15 protein-coding genes and 1 pseudogene are annotated in these 20,515 nt (G+C 70.9%); 5 read left to right on the top strand and 11 right to left on the bottom strand.

The features are described from left to right. Positions 1-186: 186 nt before the first annotated feature. The 9 genes and pseudogenes from ACI2K4_RS08275 to ACI2K4_RS08235 form a co-directional block, all read right to left on the bottom strand. Entirely contained in the window at positions 187-1,653 is a 1,467-nt protein-coding gene (locus ACI2K4_RS08275; protein ID WP_404510299.1) for a M28 family peptidase, read from the bottom strand. Between the two features lie 350 nt (positions 1,654-2,003). After that, the gene (gene mnhG, locus ACI2K4_RS08270; RefSeq protein ID WP_404509716.1) at positions 2,004-2,351 is read right to left on the bottom strand and encodes a monovalent cation/H(+) antiporter subunit G; all 348 of its coding nucleotides are present in this window, start codon (positions 2,349-2,351) and stop codon (positions 2,004-2,006) included. Further along, positions 2,348-2,608, bottom strand: a complete 261-nt coding sequence (locus tag ACI2K4_RS08265) for a monovalent cation/H+ antiporter complex subunit F (protein WP_404509715.1) — start codon at positions 2,606-2,608, stop codon at positions 2,348-2,350. The genes mnhG and ACI2K4_RS08265 overlap by 4 nt, the downstream gene beginning before the upstream one ends. Beyond that, on the bottom strand, positions 2,605-3,471 hold the full coding sequence (locus tag ACI2K4_RS08260; RefSeq protein ID WP_404509714.1) for a Na+/H+ antiporter subunit E: 867 nt from the start codon (positions 3,469-3,471) through the stop codon (positions 2,605-2,607). Before ACI2K4_RS08260 ends, ACI2K4_RS08265 begins: the two co-directional genes overlap by 4 nt. After that, on the bottom strand, positions 3,468-4,973 hold the full coding sequence (locus ACI2K4_RS08255; protein ID WP_404509713.1) for a Na+/H+ antiporter subunit D: 1,506 nt from the start codon (positions 4,971-4,973) through the stop codon (positions 3,468-3,470). Before ACI2K4_RS08255 ends, ACI2K4_RS08260 begins: the two co-directional genes overlap by 4 nt. 176 nt (positions 4,974-5,149) lie before the next feature. Beyond that, positions 5,150-5,608, bottom strand: a pseudogene (locus ACI2K4_RS08250) (Na(+)/H(+) antiporter subunit C); the annotation flags it as partial. Continuing rightward, positions 5,605-8,454: a Na+/H+ antiporter subunit A gene (locus ACI2K4_RS08245; protein ID WP_404509712.1), complete on the bottom strand. Its 2,850-nt coding sequence runs from the start codon at positions 8,452-8,454 to the stop codon at positions 5,605-5,607. The pseudogene ACI2K4_RS08250 and the gene ACI2K4_RS08245, both read right to left, overlap by 4 nt. A gap of 248 nt (positions 8,455-8,702) precedes the next feature. Further along, the gene (locus ACI2K4_RS08240) at positions 8,703-9,101 is read right to left on the bottom strand and encodes a hypothetical protein (RefSeq protein ID WP_404509711.1); all 399 of its coding nucleotides are present in this window, start codon (positions 9,099-9,101) and stop codon (positions 8,703-8,705) included. Between the two features lie 290 nt (positions 9,102-9,391). After that, positions 9,392-9,754: a hypothetical protein gene (locus ACI2K4_RS08235; RefSeq protein WP_404509710.1), complete on the bottom strand. Its 363-nt coding sequence runs from the start codon at positions 9,752-9,754 to the stop codon at positions 9,392-9,394. Positions 9,755-9,924: 170 nt separating this feature from the next. On the opposite strand from ACI2K4_RS08235, the gene ACI2K4_RS08230 reads away from it, so the two are divergent. The 3 genes from ACI2K4_RS08230 to ACI2K4_RS08220 all read left to right on the top strand — a co-directional run bounded on the left by ACI2K4_RS08230 (position 9,925) and on the right by ACI2K4_RS08220 (position 15,955). Next, positions 9,925-14,571 (top strand): DEAD/DEAH box helicase, encoded by a 4,647-nt coding sequence (locus ACI2K4_RS08230; protein ID WP_404509709.1) that lies wholly within the window; start codon positions 9,925-9,927, stop codon positions 14,569-14,571. A gap of 251 nt (positions 14,572-14,822) precedes the next feature. Further along, complete coding sequence (locus ACI2K4_RS08225) at positions 14,823-15,305, top strand: VOC family protein (RefSeq protein ID WP_404509708.1); 483 nt, start codon at positions 14,823-14,825, stop codon at positions 15,303-15,305. 122 nt (positions 15,306-15,427) lie between these two features. Then, positions 15,428-15,955 (top strand): DUF6624 domain-containing protein, encoded by a 528-nt coding sequence (locus tag ACI2K4_RS08220; protein ID WP_404509707.1) that lies wholly within the window; start codon positions 15,428-15,430, stop codon positions 15,953-15,955. 54 nt (positions 15,956-16,009) lie between these two features. On the opposite strand, the gene ACI2K4_RS08215 is transcribed toward ACI2K4_RS08220, so the two are convergent. Then, a complete protein-coding gene (locus tag ACI2K4_RS08215; protein ID WP_404509706.1) occupies positions 16,010-16,897 on the bottom strand; it encodes a diacylglycerol/lipid kinase family protein in 888 nt (295 codons plus the stop codon). A gap of 169 nt (positions 16,898-17,066) precedes the next feature. Between ACI2K4_RS08215 and ACI2K4_RS08210 the strand changes: the two genes are divergently transcribed. Then, positions 17,067-17,765 carry a pentapeptide repeat-containing protein gene (locus tag ACI2K4_RS08210; protein WP_404509705.1) on the top strand — a complete coding sequence of 233 codons (699 nt, stop codon included), beginning with the start codon at positions 17,067-17,069 and terminating at the stop codon, positions 17,763-17,765. Between the two features lie 198 nt (positions 17,766-17,963). On the opposite strand, the gene ACI2K4_RS08205 is transcribed toward ACI2K4_RS08210, so the two are convergent. Continuing rightward, the gene (locus tag ACI2K4_RS08205) at positions 17,964-19,247 is read right to left on the bottom strand and encodes a macro domain-containing protein (RefSeq protein ID WP_404509703.1); all 1,284 of its coding nucleotides are present in this window, start codon (positions 19,245-19,247) and stop codon (positions 17,964-17,966) included. A 56-nt stretch (positions 19,248-19,303) separates the two neighbouring features. Here ACI2K4_RS08205 and ACI2K4_RS08200 point away from each other — a divergent pair, with 56 nt between their 5' ends. Next, entirely contained in the window at positions 19,304-20,494 is a 1,191-nt protein-coding gene (locus ACI2K4_RS08200; protein WP_404509701.1) for a GTPase family protein, read from the top strand. Positions 20,495-20,515 lie beyond the last annotated feature (21 nt).

Below are 20,515 nucleotides of genomic sequence, written 5' to 3'. Positions count from 1 at the left end.
CCCCGCCAGTCCGTACCGCCCATCGGGCAGGAGAGCGAGCCGGCGGTGATCCCCGGTGAGCTGAGGGACAAAACACGCGAACAGCGATCAAACAGCGGATCGGCGATCGCGGCCAACCGGGGCCGGTCCGTCCGAGTGACCTCGGGCCACTCGGACGGACCGGTTGCCGTACCCGGCGATCACACCTCAGCTCTGGGTGATCTTCACGTCGTCCACGGCCGCCTCGACCAGGCTGGCGCCGCTGGCGTCCGCCGCGTCGACCAGGATCCGGACGTTCTGCCCGGCGAAGCCGGAGATGTTGACGCTCGCGGTCTGCCACGCCGCCGCCCGGTTGGTGGCCGCGCCGGTCACGTTCAGCACCGTCGACGTGCTCGCGCCGACCACCCGTACCCGGAGGTAGTCGGCGCTGCTGGCGTTGTTGAGGTGGGCCAGGTACCAGGAGAACGACAGGGTCAGGGTGCCGCTCGCCGGCAGGCTGACCACCGGCGACTGGATGCCGCTCACCCCGCCGTCGAGGTCGTGGTCACCCGCGCTGGCCCCGGCGAGCGGGCCGGTCACCAGGTCGAAGGTGCCACTGACCGTGGTGCCGAGCTGGGTGGCGACGCCCGAGCTGGTCGCGGCCGGGTCGGCGCGTACCCATTGGCCGAGCGTGGCGGTGTCGGTGCCGGCCGGGTTCGCGGTCCAGCCGGTCGCGGTCTCGAAGGTGTCGCTGTAGACCGTGCTGCCCGGCGGCGGCGCGGTCGCGGCCAGTTCCCAGACCGTGTACGCGATCGCGTCGGCGTTCCGGTTGAGCGCGGTGTCGTTGATGTTGGTGGTGGTGTCGCAGGCGCGGTGGTAGCACGGGTCGAACGCGCTGCCGGCGGTGCCGCCCCAGAGCGTGGCCTGGGCGCTGGACTTGACGCCCTCGGCGCCGGTGAACGTACCCCCGGCCGGGATGCCGACGGCGATGAACGGCCCGTAGTCGCTGCGGCCGTCGAAGTCGGTGCCCCGGGTCGCCACCCCGATCGAGGTGAAGTACGCCTGGATGGTCTGCTCGATCTGGGCCGAGCCGGCGGGGCCGGGACCGGAGCCGACACCGTCGGAGTTGTCCCCGTCGTAGACGAAGTAGCCGGCGTTGGGTGAGCCGACCATGTCGAAGTTGAGGTACTGCTTGATCCTGGTCCGCTCCGCGCTGGGCAAATTGTTCACGTAGTACTGGGACCCGCGCAGCCCCAACTCCTCGGCACCCCACCAGCCGAACCGCAGGTGCTTGCCCGGGTTCAGGTTGGCCCGCGCCACGGCGAGCGCCACCTCCAGGATCGCCGCCGAGCCGGAGCCGTTGTCGTTGATGCCCGGTCCGGCGGTCACGCTGTCCAGGTGCGCCCCGGTCATCAGTACGTTGTTCGGGTCGCCCCCGGGCCAGTCGGCGATCAGGTTGTAGCCGGTGGCCCCGCTGTACGTGAACGACTGCACGGAGGTGGTGTAACCGACCGCGTCCAGTTGCGCCTTCACGTAGTTCACCGAGGCCAGGTAACCGGGCCGACCGTGGGCCCGGTTACCGCCGTTGGCGGTGGCGATCGACTGGAACTGGGTCAGGTGCGCCTTCACGTTGGCCAGCGGGATGTCCGGCGCGGCGAGGACAGCCACCGGGTCGGCCGTACCGGTCCCGGCGATCGCGTACGGGGCGGCGCCGGCCGACGCGACCACGCTGGCCACGATCAGGGCGGGGATACCGACGGCGCGGAGCAGGCGGGATCTCACATGTCCTCCAGGGGTGAGCTCACATGTCCTCCAGGGTGAGAAGGTCGGGTCACTCCGGTGCCGCCGGTGGACCGGCGCCGGAGCGGACCGTCGACAACATCGACGATCACCACTGGGTAGGTTGACCATCCCGCTCCGCGCCGGCAATACGCGGATGCCCAAATCCTCACCTGCCCCGAATTGCGACGCCCCCGCCGTCACACCCGCCCAAGCGTTAGGAAGGGGCCCTTCCTATACAAAATCCGATAACAAGGGGCCCTTCCTTAACGGTCGGGGGTGGGGTTTTTGGTGGCTAGTTCGTCGACTATCAGGAGGTCGGGGCGGTAGCGGCCGGAGCGGTACGCGGCCCGGCCCACCATCTGGGCGGCCACCGGCGCGGTGGCCAGTTGGAACACGCCGACCAGGATCAGGGTGGCGATGTCGGCGCCGGTCCGCAGCCGCAGCCCGACCCCGACCAGGATCAGCAGCAGCCCGAGGATCTGCGGTTTGGTGGCCGCGTGCATCCGGGAGAGTACGTCCGGGAAGCGCACCACGCCGATCCCGGCGGCGAGACTGAGCAGTGCCCCGGCGACCAGGAAGACGGCCGAGAGCAGGTCCGCCACCCCGGTCACGACTCCTCCCGGGCGGCGAACCGGACCACCACGACCGAGGTGGCGAAGCCCAGGACGGCGAGCACCACCAGGATCGGCAGGGTGGTGGCGTGCCGGTTGACCGCCGCCTCGGTGCCGACCCCGCCGACGATGATCGCCAGCAGCAGGTCGGTGGCGACGACCCGATCCAGTAGGGACGGCCCACGGACGATCCGGAACAGGGCCAGCAGCGCCGCGGCGCAGAGCACGATGGTGACGATCATGACGATCACGGTCATTCGGACACTCCTCGATCGGTACGGCTGGTCGGTGGCTGGTCGACCGGCGGTGGCTCGTCGTTCGGGGCACCACCCGGCGGTGGCTGGTCGACCGGCCCTGGCTCGTTGACCGGTCCACCACCCGGCCCTGGCTCGTTGACCGGTCCACCACCCGGCCCTGGCTCGTCCTCCGGTCCACCATCCGGCGGTGGCTCGGAGGGCGGTTTGTCGGAGAGGGGACCCGGCGACTCCACGAGGCGCAGTTCGGCGGCGGAGCCGGTGGCCCGGATGATCCGCCGTTCGAGCGCGAGCACGTCCCGTCGGGCACGCTCCACGTCGGCCGAATCGCGTACGTCCAGCACGTGGACGTAGAGCGTGCCGGTGCGGCGTACCGCCTCGACGATGAGCGTGCCGGGGACCAGGGACAACGCCTCGGCGGTGAGGGTCAGGTTCAGGTCCGAGCCCACCCGCAGCGGTACGGCGATGATCGCGCTCTGCGTGGCCCGCCCCGGCCGGAGCGCGACCAGGGCGACCTGGACGCTGGCGGTGAGCAGTTCGGCGGCGAACCGACCGGCGAACCGGAGCAGCGGCAGCGGACGGATCCGACCGTCGAAGGTGACCCGGGGCAGCGGGAAGAAGACCAGCACGAGCAGTGCCACCAGGCCGCCGCCCAGCACGTTCCCCCAGGTGAACTCGCCCCAGAGCAGATTCCAGACCAGCACCAGCCAGGCCACGGTGACAAGCTGGTCGCGCCACCGGCCCCGGCCGCTGACCGGGCGGCTGGTGGTGGCCGGCGGAGGTGCGCCACCCGCCGCACCGCCACCCGCCGCACCGCCACCCGGTACGCCGCCACCCGCTGCACCGCCATCCGGTACGCCGCTCATCGGACGCTCACCGGGAAGACCGCCTCCACGTACGGCGTACGTTGTCTCAGGTCCTCCGCCGCGTCGGTGCTGATCTGGTAGAGCGGCCCGGCGACCACGGTGAGCCCGATCCCGAGGACGACCAGGGCGAGGGTGGCACCGACCATGATCGGCGAGAGCCCGGCCGGGGCGTGCGGGTCGGCCAGCCTCGGCGCGCGCCAGAACGCCAGGTTCCAGACCTTCATCGTGGCGTACAGGGTGAGCAGGCTGGTCAGGGTGCCGCCGATGACCAGCAGCCAGGGCAGTACACCACCGGCCGCGACACCGGCCTGGAGCAGGCCGAGCTTGCCGAGAAAACCGGAGAACGGCGGTATCCCGGCGAGGTTGAGCGCCGGAACCAGGAACAGCACCCCGAGCAGCGGCGCCACCCGGGCCAGCCCGCCGAGCCGGTCCAGGTTGGTGCTGCCACCGCGCCGCTCGACCAACCCGGTCGCCAGGAAGAGGGTGGTCTGCACGGTGATGTGGTGCACCACGTAGAAGATCGCCCCGGAGAGCCCGGCCAGCGAGGTCAGCGCCACCCCGAAAATCATGTATCCGATGTGGCTCAGCAGGGTGAAGGAGAGCAGCCGTTTGATGTCCGACTGGGCCACCGCGCCGAGGATGCCGATCACCATGGTGAGCAGCGCGACGATCAGCAGCAGGTGGTCCACCTGCCCGTCGGGGAAGAGCAGCGTCTCGGTGCGGATGATGGCGTACACACCGACCTTGGTGAGCAGCCCGGCGAAGACCGCGGTGACCGGAGCGGGTGCGGTCGGGTAGCTGTCCGGCAGCCAGGCCGAGAGCGGGAAGACCGCCGCCTTGATCCCGAAGGCGAGCAACAGCATCAGGTGCAGCACCAGCCGTAGCTCCGCCGGGAGCGCGTCGAGCCGGTCGGCGAGCTGGGCCAGGTTGAGCGTGCCGGTGGCGGCGTAGATCAGCCCGATCGCGCTCAGGAAGATCATCGAGGAGAGCAAACTGACCACCACGTACGTCGTACCGCCGCGGATCCGCACCCCGGTCCCGCTCAGCGTGATGAGTACGTAGCTCGCGGCGAGCAGCATCTCGAACCCGACGAAGAGGTTGAACAGATCCCCGGAGAGGAAGGCGTTTGTCACGCCCGCCGTCAGCACCAGGTAGGTGGGGTGGTAGATGGTGACCGGGGTCGAGTCCGCCCCGTCCGCCCGACCCTCGCCGATCGAGTAGAGCAGCACGCAGAGGGTCACCGCGGCGGAGACCACCAGCATCAGCGCCGAGAGCTGGTCGGCGACGAGCACGATGCCGACCGGCGCCGGCCAGCCGCCGACGTACACCACCTGTGGGCCCTCTCGGGTGGAGAGCACCAGCAGCATCACCGCGACGGTGAGGGTCGCGGCGAGCGCGGAGACGCTGACCAGCCGCTGCGCCCTCGGGTGCCGGGCCAGGACCAGCGTCAGCGCCGCCGCCAGCAGCGGGATGACGACCGGCAGCGGGACCAGGGCCCTCATGCCGCACCTCCCCGGTGTCCCGGGCCACTCGCACCCGGGTTGGCCGGAGCCTCGCCAGGCTCGGACGGGATCGCACCCGGCTCGGACGGGATCGCACCCGGGTCGGACGGGATCGCACCCGGGTCGGACGGGATCGCACCCGGGTCGGACGGACGGGGGCCCGGGGTGTCGGTGAGGTCCTGGCGGATGAACGGGCCGGCGGGACCGGGCACCTGTTCCGGGTCCGGGCCGTCGTCGCCACCCTCGTTCGCGCGCTCGTCCGCGCTGGTCACCTCGTCCCGCTCGGCGAGCACCATGATCCGCTGATCCTCCAGGTCGTCCTGTACCTCGTCGTGACCGAACAGTTGCCAGCTCCGGTAGCCGACGGCGAGCAGGAACGCGGTGATGCCGAGCGTGATGACGATCGCGGTGAGCACCATCGCCTGGGGCAGCGGATCACTCATCTCCGACTCCGGCGTGACCCCGACGATCGGCGCCTCACCGGACCGGCCGCCGAGCAGGATGAGCAGATTGACCCCGTTGCCGAGCAGGATGACCCCGAGCAGCACCCGGGTCAGGCTGCGTTCCAACAGCAGGGTGACGCCGGTGCCGAAGAGCACACCGATGGTGAGCGCCTGGACCAGGTTGGGGATCATGTCAGCTCCCGCTCTCGCAACGGTTCCAGCTCCGTCTCCGGTCCCACCCCGGCCTCGATCTGCCGGTCCACCTCGGCGCCGAGGCTGCGCAGGATGTCCAGCACCAGGCCGACGACGATCAGGTAGACGCCGATGTCGAAGAAGAGCGACGTGACCAGGTGCACCTCGCCTACCACCGGCAGGTGCAGGTCGAGCACGGCGCTCTGCAACACGTCGGCGCCGAGCATCAGGGCCAGCACACCGGCCCCGACCGAGACGAAGAGCCCGGCCCCGAGCACCAGACCGGCGTCCACCGGCGCCGCCTCGTCCAACTCGTACCGGCCGCCGGCGAAGTAGCGCACGGCCAGCGCCAGACCGGCCACCAGCCCGCCGCTGAACCCGCCGCCGGGCGCGTTGTGTCCGGAGAAGACCAGGTAGAGCGAGAAGAGCACGATGGTGTGGAAGATCAGCCGGGTGACCACCTCGAAGACGATCGACCGGCGCCGGTCGCGCAGGGTCGGACCGGCGCGCAGCCAGACCCGCTCCCGGCGGCGCTCCGGACGGCCGAGCAGCCGACGGCCGACCTCCGGGCGGCGCGGACCCGGACCGGCCCGGGGATGCTGGAAGATCAGGCTGGCCACGCCGGTCGCGGCGACCACCAGCACCGCGATCTCGCCCATCGTGTCCCAGGCCCGGATGTCGACCAGCGTGACGTTGACGATGTTGCGGCCGTGGCCGTACGAGACGGCGAGTTCGGCGAAGTCGACCGAGATCGGCACCGCTTGGCGGCCACCGGCGGCGACCAGGGCCAGCCCGGTCACGACGAGGCCGACCGCCGTACCGATGGCGGCCCGCAACCACCGGCTGCGGCGCAGCGGCCGGGCCGAGAAGTTGGCCGGCAGCCGGCGCAGGACCAGCACGAACATCACGATCGAGACGGTCTCGACGAGGAACTGCGTCAGCGCCAGGTCGGGGGCGCCGCCGAGGATGAACATCATCGCGGTGCCGTAGCCGGTGACGCCGACCAGGATCATCGCGGTCAGCCGGCGGCGGGCCCGCACGGTGAGCACCGCCGCGGTGACGAGCACCGCCGCGATGACGATCTGCACCGGGCTGTGCCAGAGCGCGACCCGGTCCGGCCAGGGGCGGCCGAGCAGCAGCGCTCCGCCCGGGACGACCACCAGGACCACCAGGATGGTGCCGAGGTACTGCGGCAGCGATCCGCGCTGGGTGGCGCCGGTCACCTCGACCGCGACCCGGTCGAGCCCGTAGGTGATCTTCTCGTAGGCGGTCGCGCCGTCGAACGGGGCGTGCAGCCGGGTGACGACCCGCGCCATCGGCTCGCGGAGCGCGAAGAGCAGCCCCCCGGCGGCGAGCGCGACCAGGGAGAGCCCGACCGCCAGGCCGGGCCCGTGCCAGACCGCGAGGTGGTACTCACCCGGGCCGAACCGCGCGGCGTACGGCACCAGCAGGTCGTCGACCGGCCCGGACAGTACGCCCAGCGCCAGCCCGGTCAGGGCGAGCAGGGCCACCGGTGCGGCCATCGCGACCGCCACCGGACGGACCGGGGTGGCCGGCAGTCCGCGCTTGGCCGCGAAGGCGCCCCAGACGAAGCGCAGGCTGTACGCGACGGTCAGGGTGGCGCCGACGACCAGGAGCGCGAGCAGCAACGGGTCGTGCCGGAACGCCTCGAACACCGCCTCCTTGCCGACGAACCCGAGCAACGGCGGCAGTCCGGCCATCGACGCCGCAGCGAGTACGGCGGCGGCGCAGACCAGTGGCATCCGCCGGCCCAGTCCGGAGAGCGAGGGCAGTTCCCGGGTGCCGGTGCTGTGGTCGACGATGCCGACGACGAGGAAGAGCGCGGATTTGAACAGGGCGTGCGCGAGCAGCATCGTGGTGCCGGCGAGCGCGGCGTCCCGGGTGCCCGCCCCGGTCAGGATGAACAGCAGGCCGAGCTGGCTGACCGTGCCGTACGCCAGCAGCAGCTTCAGGTCGGTCTGGCGCATCGCGGCCCAGCCGCCGAGGATCATGGTGACCGCCCCGGCGACCAGGACCATCGGCCGCCACGGCGACACGGTGGCGAAGATCGGGGCGAGCAGCGCGACCAGGTAGACGCCGGCCTTGACCATGGCCGCCGCGTGCAGGTAGGCACTGACCGGGGTGGGAGCGGCCATCGCGGCCGGCAGCCAGAAGCTGACCGGGAAGATCGCGGACTTGGTCAGCGCACCGACCAGGATCAACACGACCACCGTGGCGAGGTGTCCGCCGCCCGGCAGCGGCGCGTGCGCCAGTTCGGAGATCCGGTAGGTGCCGGCGTGCTGGCCGAGCATGATCAGGCCGACCAGCATGGCCAGCCCTCCGGCGCTGGTCACGACGAGCGCCTGGGCGGCGGCCCGGCGGCTGGCCCACTTCTCCGGGTGCTGGCCGATCAGCAGGTAGGAGCAGACCGTGGTCAGCTCCCAGAGCACGTAGAGCAGGACCAGGTTGTCCGCGACGACCAGGCCGAACATCGCCCCGGCGAACCCGACGAAGACGGCGGCGAAGCGGCCCAGCCCCGGCTCCCCGTCGGCGAAGTAGCGGGCGCAGTAGATCAGCACCAGGGCCCCGACCCCGCCGACCAGCAGCACCATCAGCCAGGAGAGGTCGTCCAGCCGGAGGGCCAGGTCCAGGTGGAGTTGGCTGACCCAGCCGTACGTCTCGGTGACCGCGCCGTGGTCGCGGACCGTACCGCTGCGGGCCACCGCCCAGCCGAGGGCCGCCGCCGGGGCCAGCGCCAGCGGGTAGAAGGCGCGGCGACCCCACCAACGGACGAGCAGTGGCGCGATCAGCGCCAGCGCGAGATGGAGGCTCAGCAGCACCAGCATGCGTTCTCCAGGTAGAGGTCATCGCAGGCCCTTGTCCAAGGGTCTGTGGCTGTGGAGGATCAGACGGCAGAAACGGCGATAATGCCGGCGAATACCGAGAAGAGGGCTAAAACCCCACGGGTACGCGGTTGAGCCGCGCGGGCCGTGGCCCGGACGGATGGACGTACCCGGAGAGGGGGTGACCCGGTTCGGAGCGGAACCGGTCGACGGCGGTCAGCCGCACGTGGTCCCGGTGGTGCCGGCCGGGATCAGGCCGGCGGAGCCCGACTCGACCGGCCGGAGACCGTCCTGCCGTGCGGACCGGCCCGGTCGGTGGTGACGGGCGCGGCGGCGACCGCCGGGGCGGGCGGTGCGACGACGGGCGCGACCGTGACCGCGACCAGTCGCGGTGCCGGCGGGGGCAGTTCCTGCTCGCTGTGGGCGCTGACGGCGGAGCGGCGCGGACCGGCGTCCTGCTCACCCCGGCCGATCGCGCCGAGACCGGGTTGGTGCGGGGCGGCGCCGATCGAGGCGTGCGGTGTGGCGAGGGCGCCGGCCGGTGTGGCGGCGGACCCGGCGCCGTGCACCGCGACCAGTGACAGGAGTGCGACCAGGACGGCGACGAGCAGCCGGCCGACCGGCCGGCGCGTCAGGCGCCCGTCCCACATCGCGTCCGTCTCCCCATCCTCCGGCCCACTGGAGCGCTTCCCGCCCGAGTGGTCGCTCGTTCGAGCGGCACTCGTCGATCGCTCGTCGGCAGGTCCCCCGGTACGGGCGATCGTCGGCGGGTGCAGTCTACCGGGTACGGCCGCCACCGCCCGGGTACGCGTTCCCGGCACCGCCCGGGTACGCGTTCCCGGCACCGCCCGGGTACGCGTTCCCGGCACCGCCCGGGCAAGCGTTCCCGGCACCGGTGGTGGGCGGCGGTGGGGCGGCGGGGCGGCGTCGGTGGCGGAGGTCAGTCCGATGTGGAGCCGACCAGCAGGTCGGGTCGTCCGAGCTGGAGCACGACCCGGTTGACCAGGTGCTGCGCCGCGGCCAGCGAACGCACCGGGACGAGTTGGCCGCGCCCCTCGCGGCGCAGGACGAAATAGTGCACCGCGGCGCGTACCCGGGCTCGGTCGGCGGCGCTGGCCTGGGCCGTGTCGAGGACCAGCACCCGCAGGCAGGCGCCGACACGTTCGGCTAGTTCGAGGTCGGCACCGCGCAGCCCGAGCCGGAGCGCGGCCAGGTGACCGTCGACCTTCCGGATGAGCACGTCGGTACCGCGCTCGGTGCCAGGGCCGGCGTCCTGCCTGGCGCTGCGCTGTTCGGCGGTCATCCGGCCCCCTCCGTACCGACGTCGGGCTGCCGGAGAAGTTACTTTATGTGGCACTAGCCCAGCAAGCAGTTAAGTGACACTTAACGTAGGAACCACCCTTTAAGGGCGCAAATCCGACAGGAGGCCACGGGCGGACGCCGACTGTCGTAGCCACCGGGCAGGATTGGCCCATGGCCGAGGTGCTGGAACGGTTCGGGGTGGCGACGCGGGAGTGGTTCGCCGCCGCCTTCGCCGCGCCCACCGCCGCCCAGACCGGCGCGTGGCAGTCCATCGGTGCCGGACACAACGCCCTCGTCGTCGCGCCGACCGGCTCCGGCAAGACGTTGGCCGCCTTCCTCTGGTCGCTGGACCGGCTGGCCAACGAACCCCGCCCGGCGGACCCCCGGCACCGCTGCCGGGTGCTCTACGTCAGCCCACTCAAGGCGCTCGCCGTCGACGTCGAACGCAACCTGCGCACCCCGCTCACCGGCATCCGGCAGGCGTCCACCCGGCTGGGACTGCCGCCACCGGAGATCACCGTGGGGATGCGCACCGGCGACACCCCGGCGGACGAGCGGCGGGCGTTCGCGCGTACCCCGCCGGACATCCTGATCACCACGCCCGAGTCGCTCTTCCTGCTGCTCACCTCGGCCGCCCGGGACTCGCTGCGCGGAGTCGAGACGGTGATCGTCGACGAGGTGCACGCGGTGGCCGCCACCAAACGCGGTGCCCACCTGGCCCTCTCCCTGGAACGGCTGGACGGGCTGCTGCCCCGGCCGGCGCAACGGATCGGCCTCTCCGCCACCGTCCGCCCGATCGACGCCACCGCCCGCTTCCTGGCCGGCGCGCGCCCGGTGGACGTGGTGCAACCGCGCACCCCGAAGACCATCGAGGTGCGCGTCGAGGTGCCGGTCGAGGACATGACCCGGCTCGACGAGCGGGACACCCCGCCCGACGACGAGTTGGGCACTCCCCGCCGCGCCTCGATCTGGCCGGCGGTCGAGGAGCGGGTCTTCGAGCTGATCCGGGAACACCGGTCCACCATCGTCTTCACCAACTCCCGGCGCGGCGCGGAACGCTTCTGCGCCCGGCTCAACGAACTCGCCGCCGAGCAGGCGATGGCGCCTCCGGCTGCCGACGGCGGCCCGGCACTCGCCGCCGGACCGGCCGACGCGCCGTCGACAGCCGGTGGTGGACCGGACGGGCCGGCGCTCGCCGCCGGACCGTCCCGGTCAGCGCGGCGGGCACCGGCCGACCGGCTGCCGGCGGAGATCATGGCCCAGTCCGGCGCCGCCGATGGGGCGCCGCCGGTGATCGCGCGGGCGCACCACGGCAGCGTCTCGCGGGAGGAGCGCAAGCACATCGAGGAGGCGCTCAAGTCCGGCCAGCTCCCCGCCGTGGTCGCCACCTCCAGCCTCGAACTCGGCATCGACATGGGCGCGGTCGACCTGGTGGTGCAGATCGAGGCGCCGCCGAGCGTCGCGGCCGGGCTGCAACGGGTCGGCCGGGCCGGACACCAGGTCGGCGCGGTCTCCCGGGGGGTCGTATTCCCGAAACACCGGGGAGACCTGATCTCCTGCGCGGTGGTGGCGGAACGGATGGGCGACGGGGCGATCGAGGAGCTGCACTACCCGCGCAACCCGCTGGACGTGCTGGCCCAGCAGATCATCGCGATGGTGGCGCTGGACGAGTGGCGGGTGCCCGACCTGGCCGCCCTGGTCCGCCGCGCCGCGCCCTTCGCCGAACTGCCCGAATCGGCCCTGCACGCGGTGCTGGACATGCTCTCCGGCCGCTACCCCTCGACCGCCTTCGCCGAACTGCGCCCCCGGCTGGTCTGGGACCGGGGTGCCGACCTGCTCACCGGCCGACCCGGTGCCCAGCGGCTCGCCGTCACCAGCGGCGGCACCATTCCCGACCGGGGCCTGTTCGGGGTCTTCCTGGCCGGCGCCGAGCGCGCCTCGCGGGTGGGCGAGCTCGACGAGGAAATGGTGTACGAGTCCCGGATCGGCGACGTCTTCCTGCTCGGCTCCTCGTCCTGGCGGATCGAGGACATCACGCCGGACCGGGTGCTGGTCTCCCCCGCCCCCGGACAGGCCGCCCGGATGCCGTTCTGGAAGGGCGACAACCTCGGCCGACCGATCGAGCTGGGCCGAGCCATCGGCGCCCGGCTGCGGGCACTGGTCAAGCAGGACGACGAGACCGCCACCGCCGGCCTGCGCGACGGCGGGCTGGACGCCTGGGCGGCCGGCAACCTGGTCGCCTACCTGCGGGAGCAGCGGGAGGCGACCCGGGCGTTGCCGGACGACCGGACCGTGGTGGTCGAGCGCTTCCGCGACGAGTTGGGCGACTGGCGGCTGACCGTGCACTCGGTGCTCGGGGCCAGGGTCAACGGCCCCTGGGCGCTCGCCATCGGCCGCCGGCTGGCCGAACGGTACGGGGTGGACGCGCAGGTCGTACCGAGCGACGACGGCATCGTGGTGCGACTGCCCGACACCGCCGACGAGCCGCCCGGCGCGGACCTGGTCGGCTTCGACCCGGACGAGATCGGTCAACTCGTGCAGGAGGCGGTCGGCGGCTCGGCCATGTTCGCGGCCCGGTTCCGCGAGTGCGCGGCCCGGGCACTGCTGCTGCCCCGCCGCGACCCGCGCCGCCGCCAGCCGCTCTGGCAGCAGCGGCAACGCGCCGCCCAACTGCTCGACGTGGCCCGCGAGTACGCCGACTTCCCGATCACCCTGGAGGCGGCCCGGGAGTGCCTACAGGACGTCTTCGACGTACCGGCGCTGGTCGGGCTGATGCGCGACCTGGCCGCCCGGAAGATCCGGCTGGTCGAGGTGGAGAGCGCGCAGCCGTCGCCGTTCGCCCGGTCACTGCTCTTCGGGTACGTCGGCGCCTTCCTCTACGAGGGCGATGCTCCGCTGGCCGAGCGGCGGGCCGCCGCGCTGGCCCTCGACTCGACCCTGCTCGGCGAGTTGCTCGGCCGGGTCGACCTGCGCGAACTGCTCGACCCGGCGGTGGTCGCCGAAACCGAGCGGCAGTTGCTCTGGCTGACCGAGCAGCGCCGGCCCCGGGACGCCGAGGACGTGGTCGAGTTGCTCCGGCGGCTCGGCGACCAGACCCCGGCCGAGCTGGACGAGCGCGGTGTCCGACCGGAGTGGCTGACCGGCCTGGAGGCGAGCCGGCGGGTGCTGCGGGTCCGGATCGCCGGGGAGCAACGCTGGATCGGGGTCGAGGACGCCGGGCGGCTGCGCGACGCGCTCGGGGTGGCGCTGCCGGTCGGCGTCGCGCAGGCGTACCTGGAACCGGTGGTCGACCCGCTCGGTGACCTGGTCGCCCGGTACGCCCGTACGCACGGGCCGTTCGCGGCGGCCACCTGCGCCGCCCGGTTCGGGCTCGGGGTGTTCGTGGTGGAGCAGGCGTTGCGCCGGCTCGCCGCCACCGGTCAGGTGGTCTCCGGCGAGTTCTCCCCCAGCGGCACCGGCACCGAGTGGTGCGGGGCCGAGGTGCTGCGGCTGCTGCGCCGCCGCTCGCTGGCCGCCCTGCGCCGGGAGATCGAGCCGGTCCCGCCGCGCGCACTCGCCACGTTCCTGCCCCGCTGGCAGCAGGTCGGCGGCAACGCCCGGGGCGTGGAGGCGGTGGCCGCCGCGATCGAGCAGTTGCAGGGCGTGGCGGTGCCCGCCTCGGCACTGGAGAGCCTGATCCTGCCGGCGCGGGTGGTCGACTACTCCCCGGCGTACCTGGACGAGCTCTGCGCCAGCGGTGAGGTGACCTGGGCCGGGTCCGGCGCGATCGGCGCGGCCGACGGCTGGGTCAGCCTGGCGTACGCCGACGCGGCGCCACTGCTGCTCCCCCCGCCCGACCCGGCACTCGCGCTCACCCCGCTGCACCAGGCGATACTCGACGCGCTCGGCGACGGACAGGCGCTCTTCTTCCGGGCGTTGGCCGACCGGGTCGGCTCGACCGACGACGAGCCGCTGGTCGCCGCCGTCTGGGAATTGGCCTGGGCCGGCTGGCTGACCAACGACACCATCGCCCCGCTGCGCGCACTGCTCGGCGGGCGCGGTGCCCACCGGGCCCGGCCCGGGGCGCCCCGCACCCGCTACCGGCGCCCGGGTCGCCCGGTGCTGCCGGCCCGGGGCGGCCCACCGGCGGTCGCCGGTCGCTGGTCCCGCCTGCCGGACCGGGACACCGATCCGACCCGCCGGGCCGCCGCCCTGGCCGACCTGCTGCTGGAGCGGCACGGGCTGGTCACCCGGGGGGCGGTCGCCGCCGAGGGGGTGACCGGCGGTTTTGCCGCCGTCTACCCGGTGCTGGTGGCGATGGAGGAGCGCGGTGCGGCCCGACGCGGCTACTTCGTCGAGGGGCTCGGCGCGGCCCAGTTCGCCGTACCCGGGGCGGTGGACCGGTTACGCGCGCTGGCCGAGCCGGAGGACGGCCGCCAGCGCGCCGACACCGCCCTGGTTCTCGCCGCCACCGACCCGGCGAACCCGTACGGCGCCGCCCTGCCCTGGCCGGAGCGGGTGGTCGACTCCGGTGACGGGGAGCGGGGAACGAGTGGTCACCGGGCCGGGCGCAAGGCCGGTGCGCTGGTGATCCTGGTCGGCGGCGGGTTGGCGCTCTACGTCGAGCGGGGTGGCCGCACCCTGCTGTCGTTCACCGACGACGAGCAGACCCTGATGCTGGCGGCGAAGGCACTCGCCGACGCCGTGCACTCCGGCGCCCTCGGCACCCTCTCGGTGGAACGCGCCGACGGCGAGTCGGTCTCCGGCACGGCACTGGCCGCCGCCCTCACCGCCGCCGGCTTCCGCCCCACCCCCCGCAGCCTCCGCCTACGCGCCTGACCCCCCGTGCCCCCACCCACCCCGCCCCTCTCGCCTGAGGGCGTTGATGCGGGGCGGGGGCGGGTGGGGCGGTGGGTGCCGTCCCGGGTGCGCAGGACCCATGCCGAGCGTGACGGCGTGGTAGACCTCGGCCGCTGCCGTGGTGTCCGTGCGGGGTGACACGTCCCCCGGCCGACAGACCCTGGTCGAGCCAGGGCGACACACCCGGTAACCCTTGCCGGCGAACATCGCACCCACATATGGTCGCGACCATGCCGGTGACGTTTCGGGAACCGTTTCCGATCATCCTCAGTGACGATCTCGGCAAGCTCACGGCGTTCTACCGGGACCACCTCGGATTCACCGAGTCGTACCGTTTTCCGGGCGACCACGGCGACCACGACAACGCCGACGGTGCCGACGGTGCCGACGGTGCCGACGGTGCCGAGGATGGTGATCCGGAGTTCGTCGTGCTCACGCTCGGCGGGGTTCAGTTCGCATTCGGCAGGGCGGGCGGGATCGCACTGCACGGCATGCCACGCCGTTCGGACAACGGAGGCCGGACAGAGATCTGCGTCTACACCGACGATGTCGACCAGGCGGTCACGCAGCTGCGCCGGGACGGGGTCCCGGTGCTGTTCGAGCCGACCGACCAGCCATGGGGCGAACGGGTCGCGTACGTCGCCGACCCGGACGGGAATCCGGTCCTCATCGTCGCCCCGCTGCCGCCTCCCGTCACCCCGACCGGGTCATGACCCGGACGACACAGAACGCGACCGGCCGACAAGGAGTGAACAAGCGAGCGGAAAGACGACCGGGCGGGAAGAGAGCAACCGGCGACGGAAAGTGCGACCGGGGCAGGGAAATGGTGACCGACATGGCGGAGAACAGCCTCGCGAAAGAGCTTGTCGTGCGGATGGACCGCGATCAGCAGGCCCGGTCCGAATTGCCGAGACAGCCGAACAACTACGACGACTGGGCCCGGGTGGAAATCGTCGACACCGAGAACACGGCCTGGCTGAAATCGGTGCTCGACCGGCACGGCTGGCCCAGGCGCAGCGAGGTCGGCGACGAGGCGGCGAACGCCGTCTGGTTGCTGGCCCAGCACGCCGACCGCGATCCGGAGTTCCAGCGGCGCTGTCTCGGCCTGCTCGAACGGGCGGTCCGCGACGGCGAGGCGAGCACCGTCCACCTGGCCTACCTCACCGACCGGGTGCTCCGGGCCGAGGGCAAACCCCAGGTGTACGGCACCCAGTTCTGGCACGACCCGGACGATCCGGAAAAGCTGACCGCCCAGCCGATCGAGGATCCCGCCCAGCTCGACGACCGGCGGCGCGCGGTCGGCCTCGCTCCCTTCGTCGAGTACGAGGCCCTGATGCGCCGACGCGAACCCGGGAACGGCTGAGCCGCTCGCAGGCAGCGCACCGCGCCCACGCCGAAGAGCCGGCGGAGCGGTCGACTAGGCCGGGCCGGGGACCGGTACGCAGACGGTGATCGCGTCCGGCACCACCCGTGCCTTCAGCCGCTTGCTGGTGCCGTACGCGCCGCCGTCGAGTTCGTACGCGGTCGGCTCGCCGAACCGTACGTCGATCTTGCGCCCCTGCGTGACCTGGACCAGCGGCGACTTCTCGGTCCGGCCGACCGCCATCCGGCCGAGCGTACGGGCCCAGTCCAGCGCCCCGTGCCCGGTGGCGACGCCGACCTCCAGCCGACCGTCGTCCGGCCGCGCGTCGTCGAACGCCTCGATCCCGCCGGTGATCTGGCTGACGTTGCCGAGCAGCACGCAGCTCGCCTCGCCGTCGAACCACTTCTCCCCGTCGACCCGGATCTTCACCGGCACCGTCTCGTCGCGTACGTGCCGCAAGCCGGTCCAGACGTAGGCGAGCTTGCCCATCTCGTCCTTGAGGTGCCGGTCGGCGTCCGAGATCATCTCCGCGTCGAAGCCGGCACCGGCCATCACCGCGAAGTGCTGCCCGTTGACCCGCCCGAGGTCGAGCCGGCGACGCTCGCCACCCAGCGCGATCCCGAGCGCCTGTTCGAGATCCTGCGGTACGCCGAGGTTGGTGGCGAGCAGGTTCGCCGTGCCGGCCGGGATGATCCCGATCGCCCCGTCCCAACCGGCCAGGGCGTCCACGCAGTGCTGCACCATGCCGTCACCGCCCCAGACCAGGATCAGTTCGGCACCCCACTCGACCGCCTTGCGCGCCTTCTTCGGCGCCTTGCGACTCTTCGGCACCTCGTACCAGAGCAGGTCGTCGACGCCCGCGTCGGTGAGCCGCCGACGCAGCTCGCCGAGCCCGCCGCCGAGCGTCTTCTTGCGGTGGGCCACCACCGCGACCCTGGTCACCTCGGCACCCTGACTTCGGCGCCCGGGACCGGTCCGCGCCGGGCACGATCAACGGAGTACGTCATGCGGCTGGTCATACCCAGTCGCCGGCTCGTCCTACCACCCGGCGGCTCGCCGCCTCCCCACCCGCTGACGCCGGCCGCCGTTCCGGGTGGGCTAGCGTGCCGGCATGTCCGTACGTTCGATACGCCGGGACCCGGGCCGGTCCCACGCGCGGGTGCCGGCGGAACCGAGGCGGCCGTCGTCGCTGGACCTGGCCACGGCCGAGGAGCACACCCTCGACCACGAGGCGACCTTCCGCCGGCTCGGATTCCTGGACCTGGACCTGTCCGGCCGTACGGCCGAGGCGGTCGAGTTCGAGCAGTGCCGGATCCGGGGAACCGACCTGAGCGGGACCCAGCTCGACGGAGCGACGCTGCGCGACTGCCTGGTGGAGAACTCGAACCTGGCCAATCTCCGGGCCGACCGGCCGACCCTGCTCCGGGTACGAATCGCGTCCTCCCGGTTGACCGGCGCGCACTGGGTCAACGGCTCCCTGCGGGACGTGACCATCGCCGGATGCCGGCTCGACCTGTCGTCGTTCCGGTTCAGTGACCTGCACACGGTGGCCTTCGAGGGTTGCAACCTCAGCCGGGCGGACTTCCAGCACGCGGACCTGACCGGGGCCCGGTTCACCGACTGCGACCTGACCGGTGCGCAGTTCAGCCAGGCGAAGTTGGCCGGGGCCCGGTTCGCCAACTGCGACCTGGCCGGAATCGGCGGGGTGACCAGCATGGCCGGCGCGATCGTCGCCCGGGCCGACCTGATCGCGCTCTCGTACACCCTGGCCGGTGCGCTCGGCATCACGGTCGAGGACGAAGCTCCCTAGCTGACCGTTTGTGTGGAAAGCCGGGCGCCGGCGACTAGCCGGACCGACCACAACGATTTCCTATCGCCGCGGTTGCCATCGAACACGTCGATAACGACAGAATCCGAAGCGGCCGGGCACCCGGGAACGGAATCGCGAAGCGAGGATCGGCAGCGACGGCGACACGAGCAGGAACTGAGGGTCCACCCCTACCCCCGTTCAAAGGCTGTTTAGGAATGCGACCGCACGAAGCGCGTCGATCTTATCGAATTTGTCGGGCGGCACAACGATACGCAGTTCAGGTGAGATCAGTCCCTCACGTGAGCGTCGGACAAACGACTCGACGATCATCTCCAGCAACTCCTCCGACTCACCTGGCATCACTCGGGCAAGCCCCGAACCGACGATGGGCATCGCCACCGGCCGGAGTTGGCCGTACCTCGCTACCGCGTTCCAGGCGTTGTCGAGGCCGATTCTCAGGTCGTCCAGAGTCGACTGGGCAACAAGATCATTTCCCATGCTGCTGTAAGCGACCGCGAAAATCCGTCGAGCGGAGTGACTCAGCACCGCCACAGTCCCGAGCGGATAGCGGACCAACTTGCCACGCCGCTTGTCACGCCGGCTTTCGACCTTGAGTGGAGCGATGCGACCAAGCGCCGATCGCAGCGCACGATCGATGGAGGCCTGATCACCGCCGTAAAACTCGTTTAGCAGTTGTCCCTGCACGCTCCGACGGCTGATGACATGGTCGTCCCGTACAGAGGTATCGAACGTGTCGCTGAATCCGACAACGAGATGTGCGTCGTCTTGGACGAACAGATCTCCCGATAGCACGCTCACCTGGAACGCAGGGTTTTCGAACCGCCGACCGATACCGCCGCGCGTCTCGGTCCGGCTCCGCATACGGCGCGCGAGGACATCCAACTCGGACCGTAACTCTACGTTGTCCGGATCGTCGGACCACAGACGGATACCGAGGTCGAAGGCACGATCAAGTAGCCCAAGATCGGCGTATAGCCGAACCAGGTCCCGCCGAGCCTGGGTACGTATCACCTCTAACTGACGGACCAGCCGGACGGCGAAGCGGGCGTCCACCGCATCGGAAAGCGGTGTTCCCCGCCAGAGATCAAGCGCTGTCCTCAACTCAACCATCGCCTCGGGTCGATTGAGCCCTTGGGCGGACATAACCATACGCCGAAAGCGAAAGACGTCGACCTGTTCGGCAGGCAGCACCAGCCGATAGGCGGAGATCTGCGCCCGTTCGGTGATCAGTACACGAGAATCCTCGCCCGGATGCAACGGATCGAGGCATGCACGTAGTTCACTAATACGCTTTTGGACGCTGACTCGGTCCGCCCGCCTGACTGTAACACCGGGCAGGCCCCATACGTCCCGAAACAATTCTTCCACGGTGACGGGCTGCCCCTCAGCGACAACCAGCCGAATCAGGACGACCATCGCCTTTGGAGTCAGCCTGTGAGTCACGCCGTCGACCTCGATCACGGCAGGACCGAAGAGCCTCACTCTCAGCGGCATCCGGCCAACTCCTTCCGTCCTTGATGAGGACGCCGAGCGTACGACAGATCATGCCCGGGAGCAATCGGGAAATGGTCCGGAAGCACACGGGAAGCAGTTTGGCTCTTGCGGCGGAAGTACCGCGACGATGCAATTTGGGAAGAGATTCGGGTCGTCCCTGCACACGAGGAGCAAATTTGCGATCACCACGCGAATCCAACAAGGAGGAACTCGAGGCCATCGGGGCGGAAGTAGCCACTCGCTACCGCGATCTACGAAAGCGGCCCTTATCCGTTGCGATCATGGGCCAGACCGGCGTAGGAAAGTCCTCACTCCTGAATGCCATGTTCGCCGCAAACCTGGAGGTTGGCCACGCTCGCCCGACGACAAAACAGCCAACTCCGCTCTCGGTCAGAAGCAACGAGGGGCACGAGATCATCTTTTGGGACCTACCTGGAATAGGTGAGTCTGAATCGGCTGACGCGGGCTACCTCGATGTGTACGCCGACCTACTACTCGGCTGTGACGTGGCGATCTGGGCATGCCACGTTGACAACAGGTCGACACTCCAGGACGTTCGAACACTGGATGCCCTGCTCTCTGGTCGGAGCATCGACCAGCGCCGTCTCCTGCTTTCCAGGCTCACCTTTATTCTGACGAAGGCGGATGTCCTCTCGAATCCGTCCTGGATCTACGCATTGGACGGCAACTCCGGCACGTTCGCACCCCCCAAGGCGGTAACCGGTCGACTGGAAGAGCGTGAACGGTACTTTGAAGAAGTGCTTCTTGCTCCGCATTACCAGGAACTGGTTTCCCGGACTTACGTAACCGGCCGGTTCAGTGGACGAAAGCTGTCGATTCTCTCGGAGGTAGCGGGACATCGACTGGAAATCGAAGGGCGAGAACTGATCTGCCACGGATACGTGACCGACCAGGTCGAGAAAAGGCTTCTGGCCAGATTCCCCGACACCTCGGAAGTATGGCAGAGGCTACGCGAGAACCATCGTGTGATTTCTTGTTCGTCGATCTTCAATTACGACCTTACTCGCGTCCTGGCAGCGATCCTCAACAAGCTCGGATGGGAATCGGTCGCCCGCTTCGCCGACGTGATCGAAAAGACGGAGAACATTAGCGACATCCCATTCGACACCGCTCGCCATCTCTCCAACATCGTGGTATGGGATCGCAGGACCGAGCGCCCGATATACGACCTTAAGACCGCTGAAATCCGCTAGTCAAATCGCTTTTTAGGAGAT

The organism is Micromonospora sp. NPDC050397 (assembly GCF_044901685.1).
Taxonomy (GTDB): domain Bacteria; phylum Actinomycetota; class Actinomycetes; order Mycobacteriales; family Micromonosporaceae; genus Micromonospora_G.
Note: the sequence above shows the minus strand (reverse complement) of the source record. Positions and strands in the feature narration are given on the sequence as shown.

Excerpts from the sequence above, each read along its gene's own strand:
- ACI2K4_RS08225 (WP_404509708.1), top strand. The coding sequence starts at position 14,823 with ATGCCGGTGACGTTTCGGGAACCGTTTCCGATCATCCTCAGTGACGAT.
- ACI2K4_RS08200 (WP_404509701.1), top strand. The coding sequence starts at position 19,304 with ATGAGGACGCCGAGCGTACGACAGATCATGCCCGGGAGCAATCGGGAA.
- ACI2K4_RS08265 (WP_404509715.1), bottom strand. The coding sequence starts at position 2,608 with ATGACCGTGATCGTCATGATCGTCACCATCGTGCTCTGCGCCGCGGCG.
- ACI2K4_RS08260 (WP_404509714.1), bottom strand. The coding sequence starts at position 3,471 with ATGAGCGGCGTACCGGATGGCGGTGCAGCGGGTGGCGGCGTACCGGGT.
- ACI2K4_RS08220 (WP_404509707.1), top strand. The coding sequence starts at position 15,428 with ATGGCGGAGAACAGCCTCGCGAAAGAGCTTGTCGTGCGGATGGACCGC.
- ACI2K4_RS08230 (WP_404509709.1), top strand. The coding sequence starts at position 9,925 with ATGGCCGAGGTGCTGGAACGGTTCGGGGTGGCGACGCGGGAGTGGTTC.
- ACI2K4_RS08255 (WP_404509713.1), bottom strand. The coding sequence starts at position 4,973 with ATGAGGGCCCTGGTCCCGCTGCCGGTCGTCATCCCGCTGCTGGCGGCG.
- ACI2K4_RS08245 (WP_404509712.1), bottom strand. The coding sequence starts at position 8,454 with ATGCTGGTGCTGCTGAGCCTCCATCTCGCGCTGGCGCTGATCGCGCCA.
- ACI2K4_RS08240 (WP_404509711.1), bottom strand. The coding sequence starts at position 9,101 with ATGTGGGACGGGCGCCTGACGCGCCGGCCGGTCGGCCGGCTGCTCGTC.
- ACI2K4_RS08210 (WP_404509705.1), top strand. The coding sequence starts at position 17,067 with ATGTCCGTACGTTCGATACGCCGGGACCCGGGCCGGTCCCACGCGCGG.
- ACI2K4_RS08235 (WP_404509710.1), bottom strand. The coding sequence starts at position 9,754 with ATGACCGCCGAACAGCGCAGCGCCAGGCAGGACGCCGGCCCTGGCACC.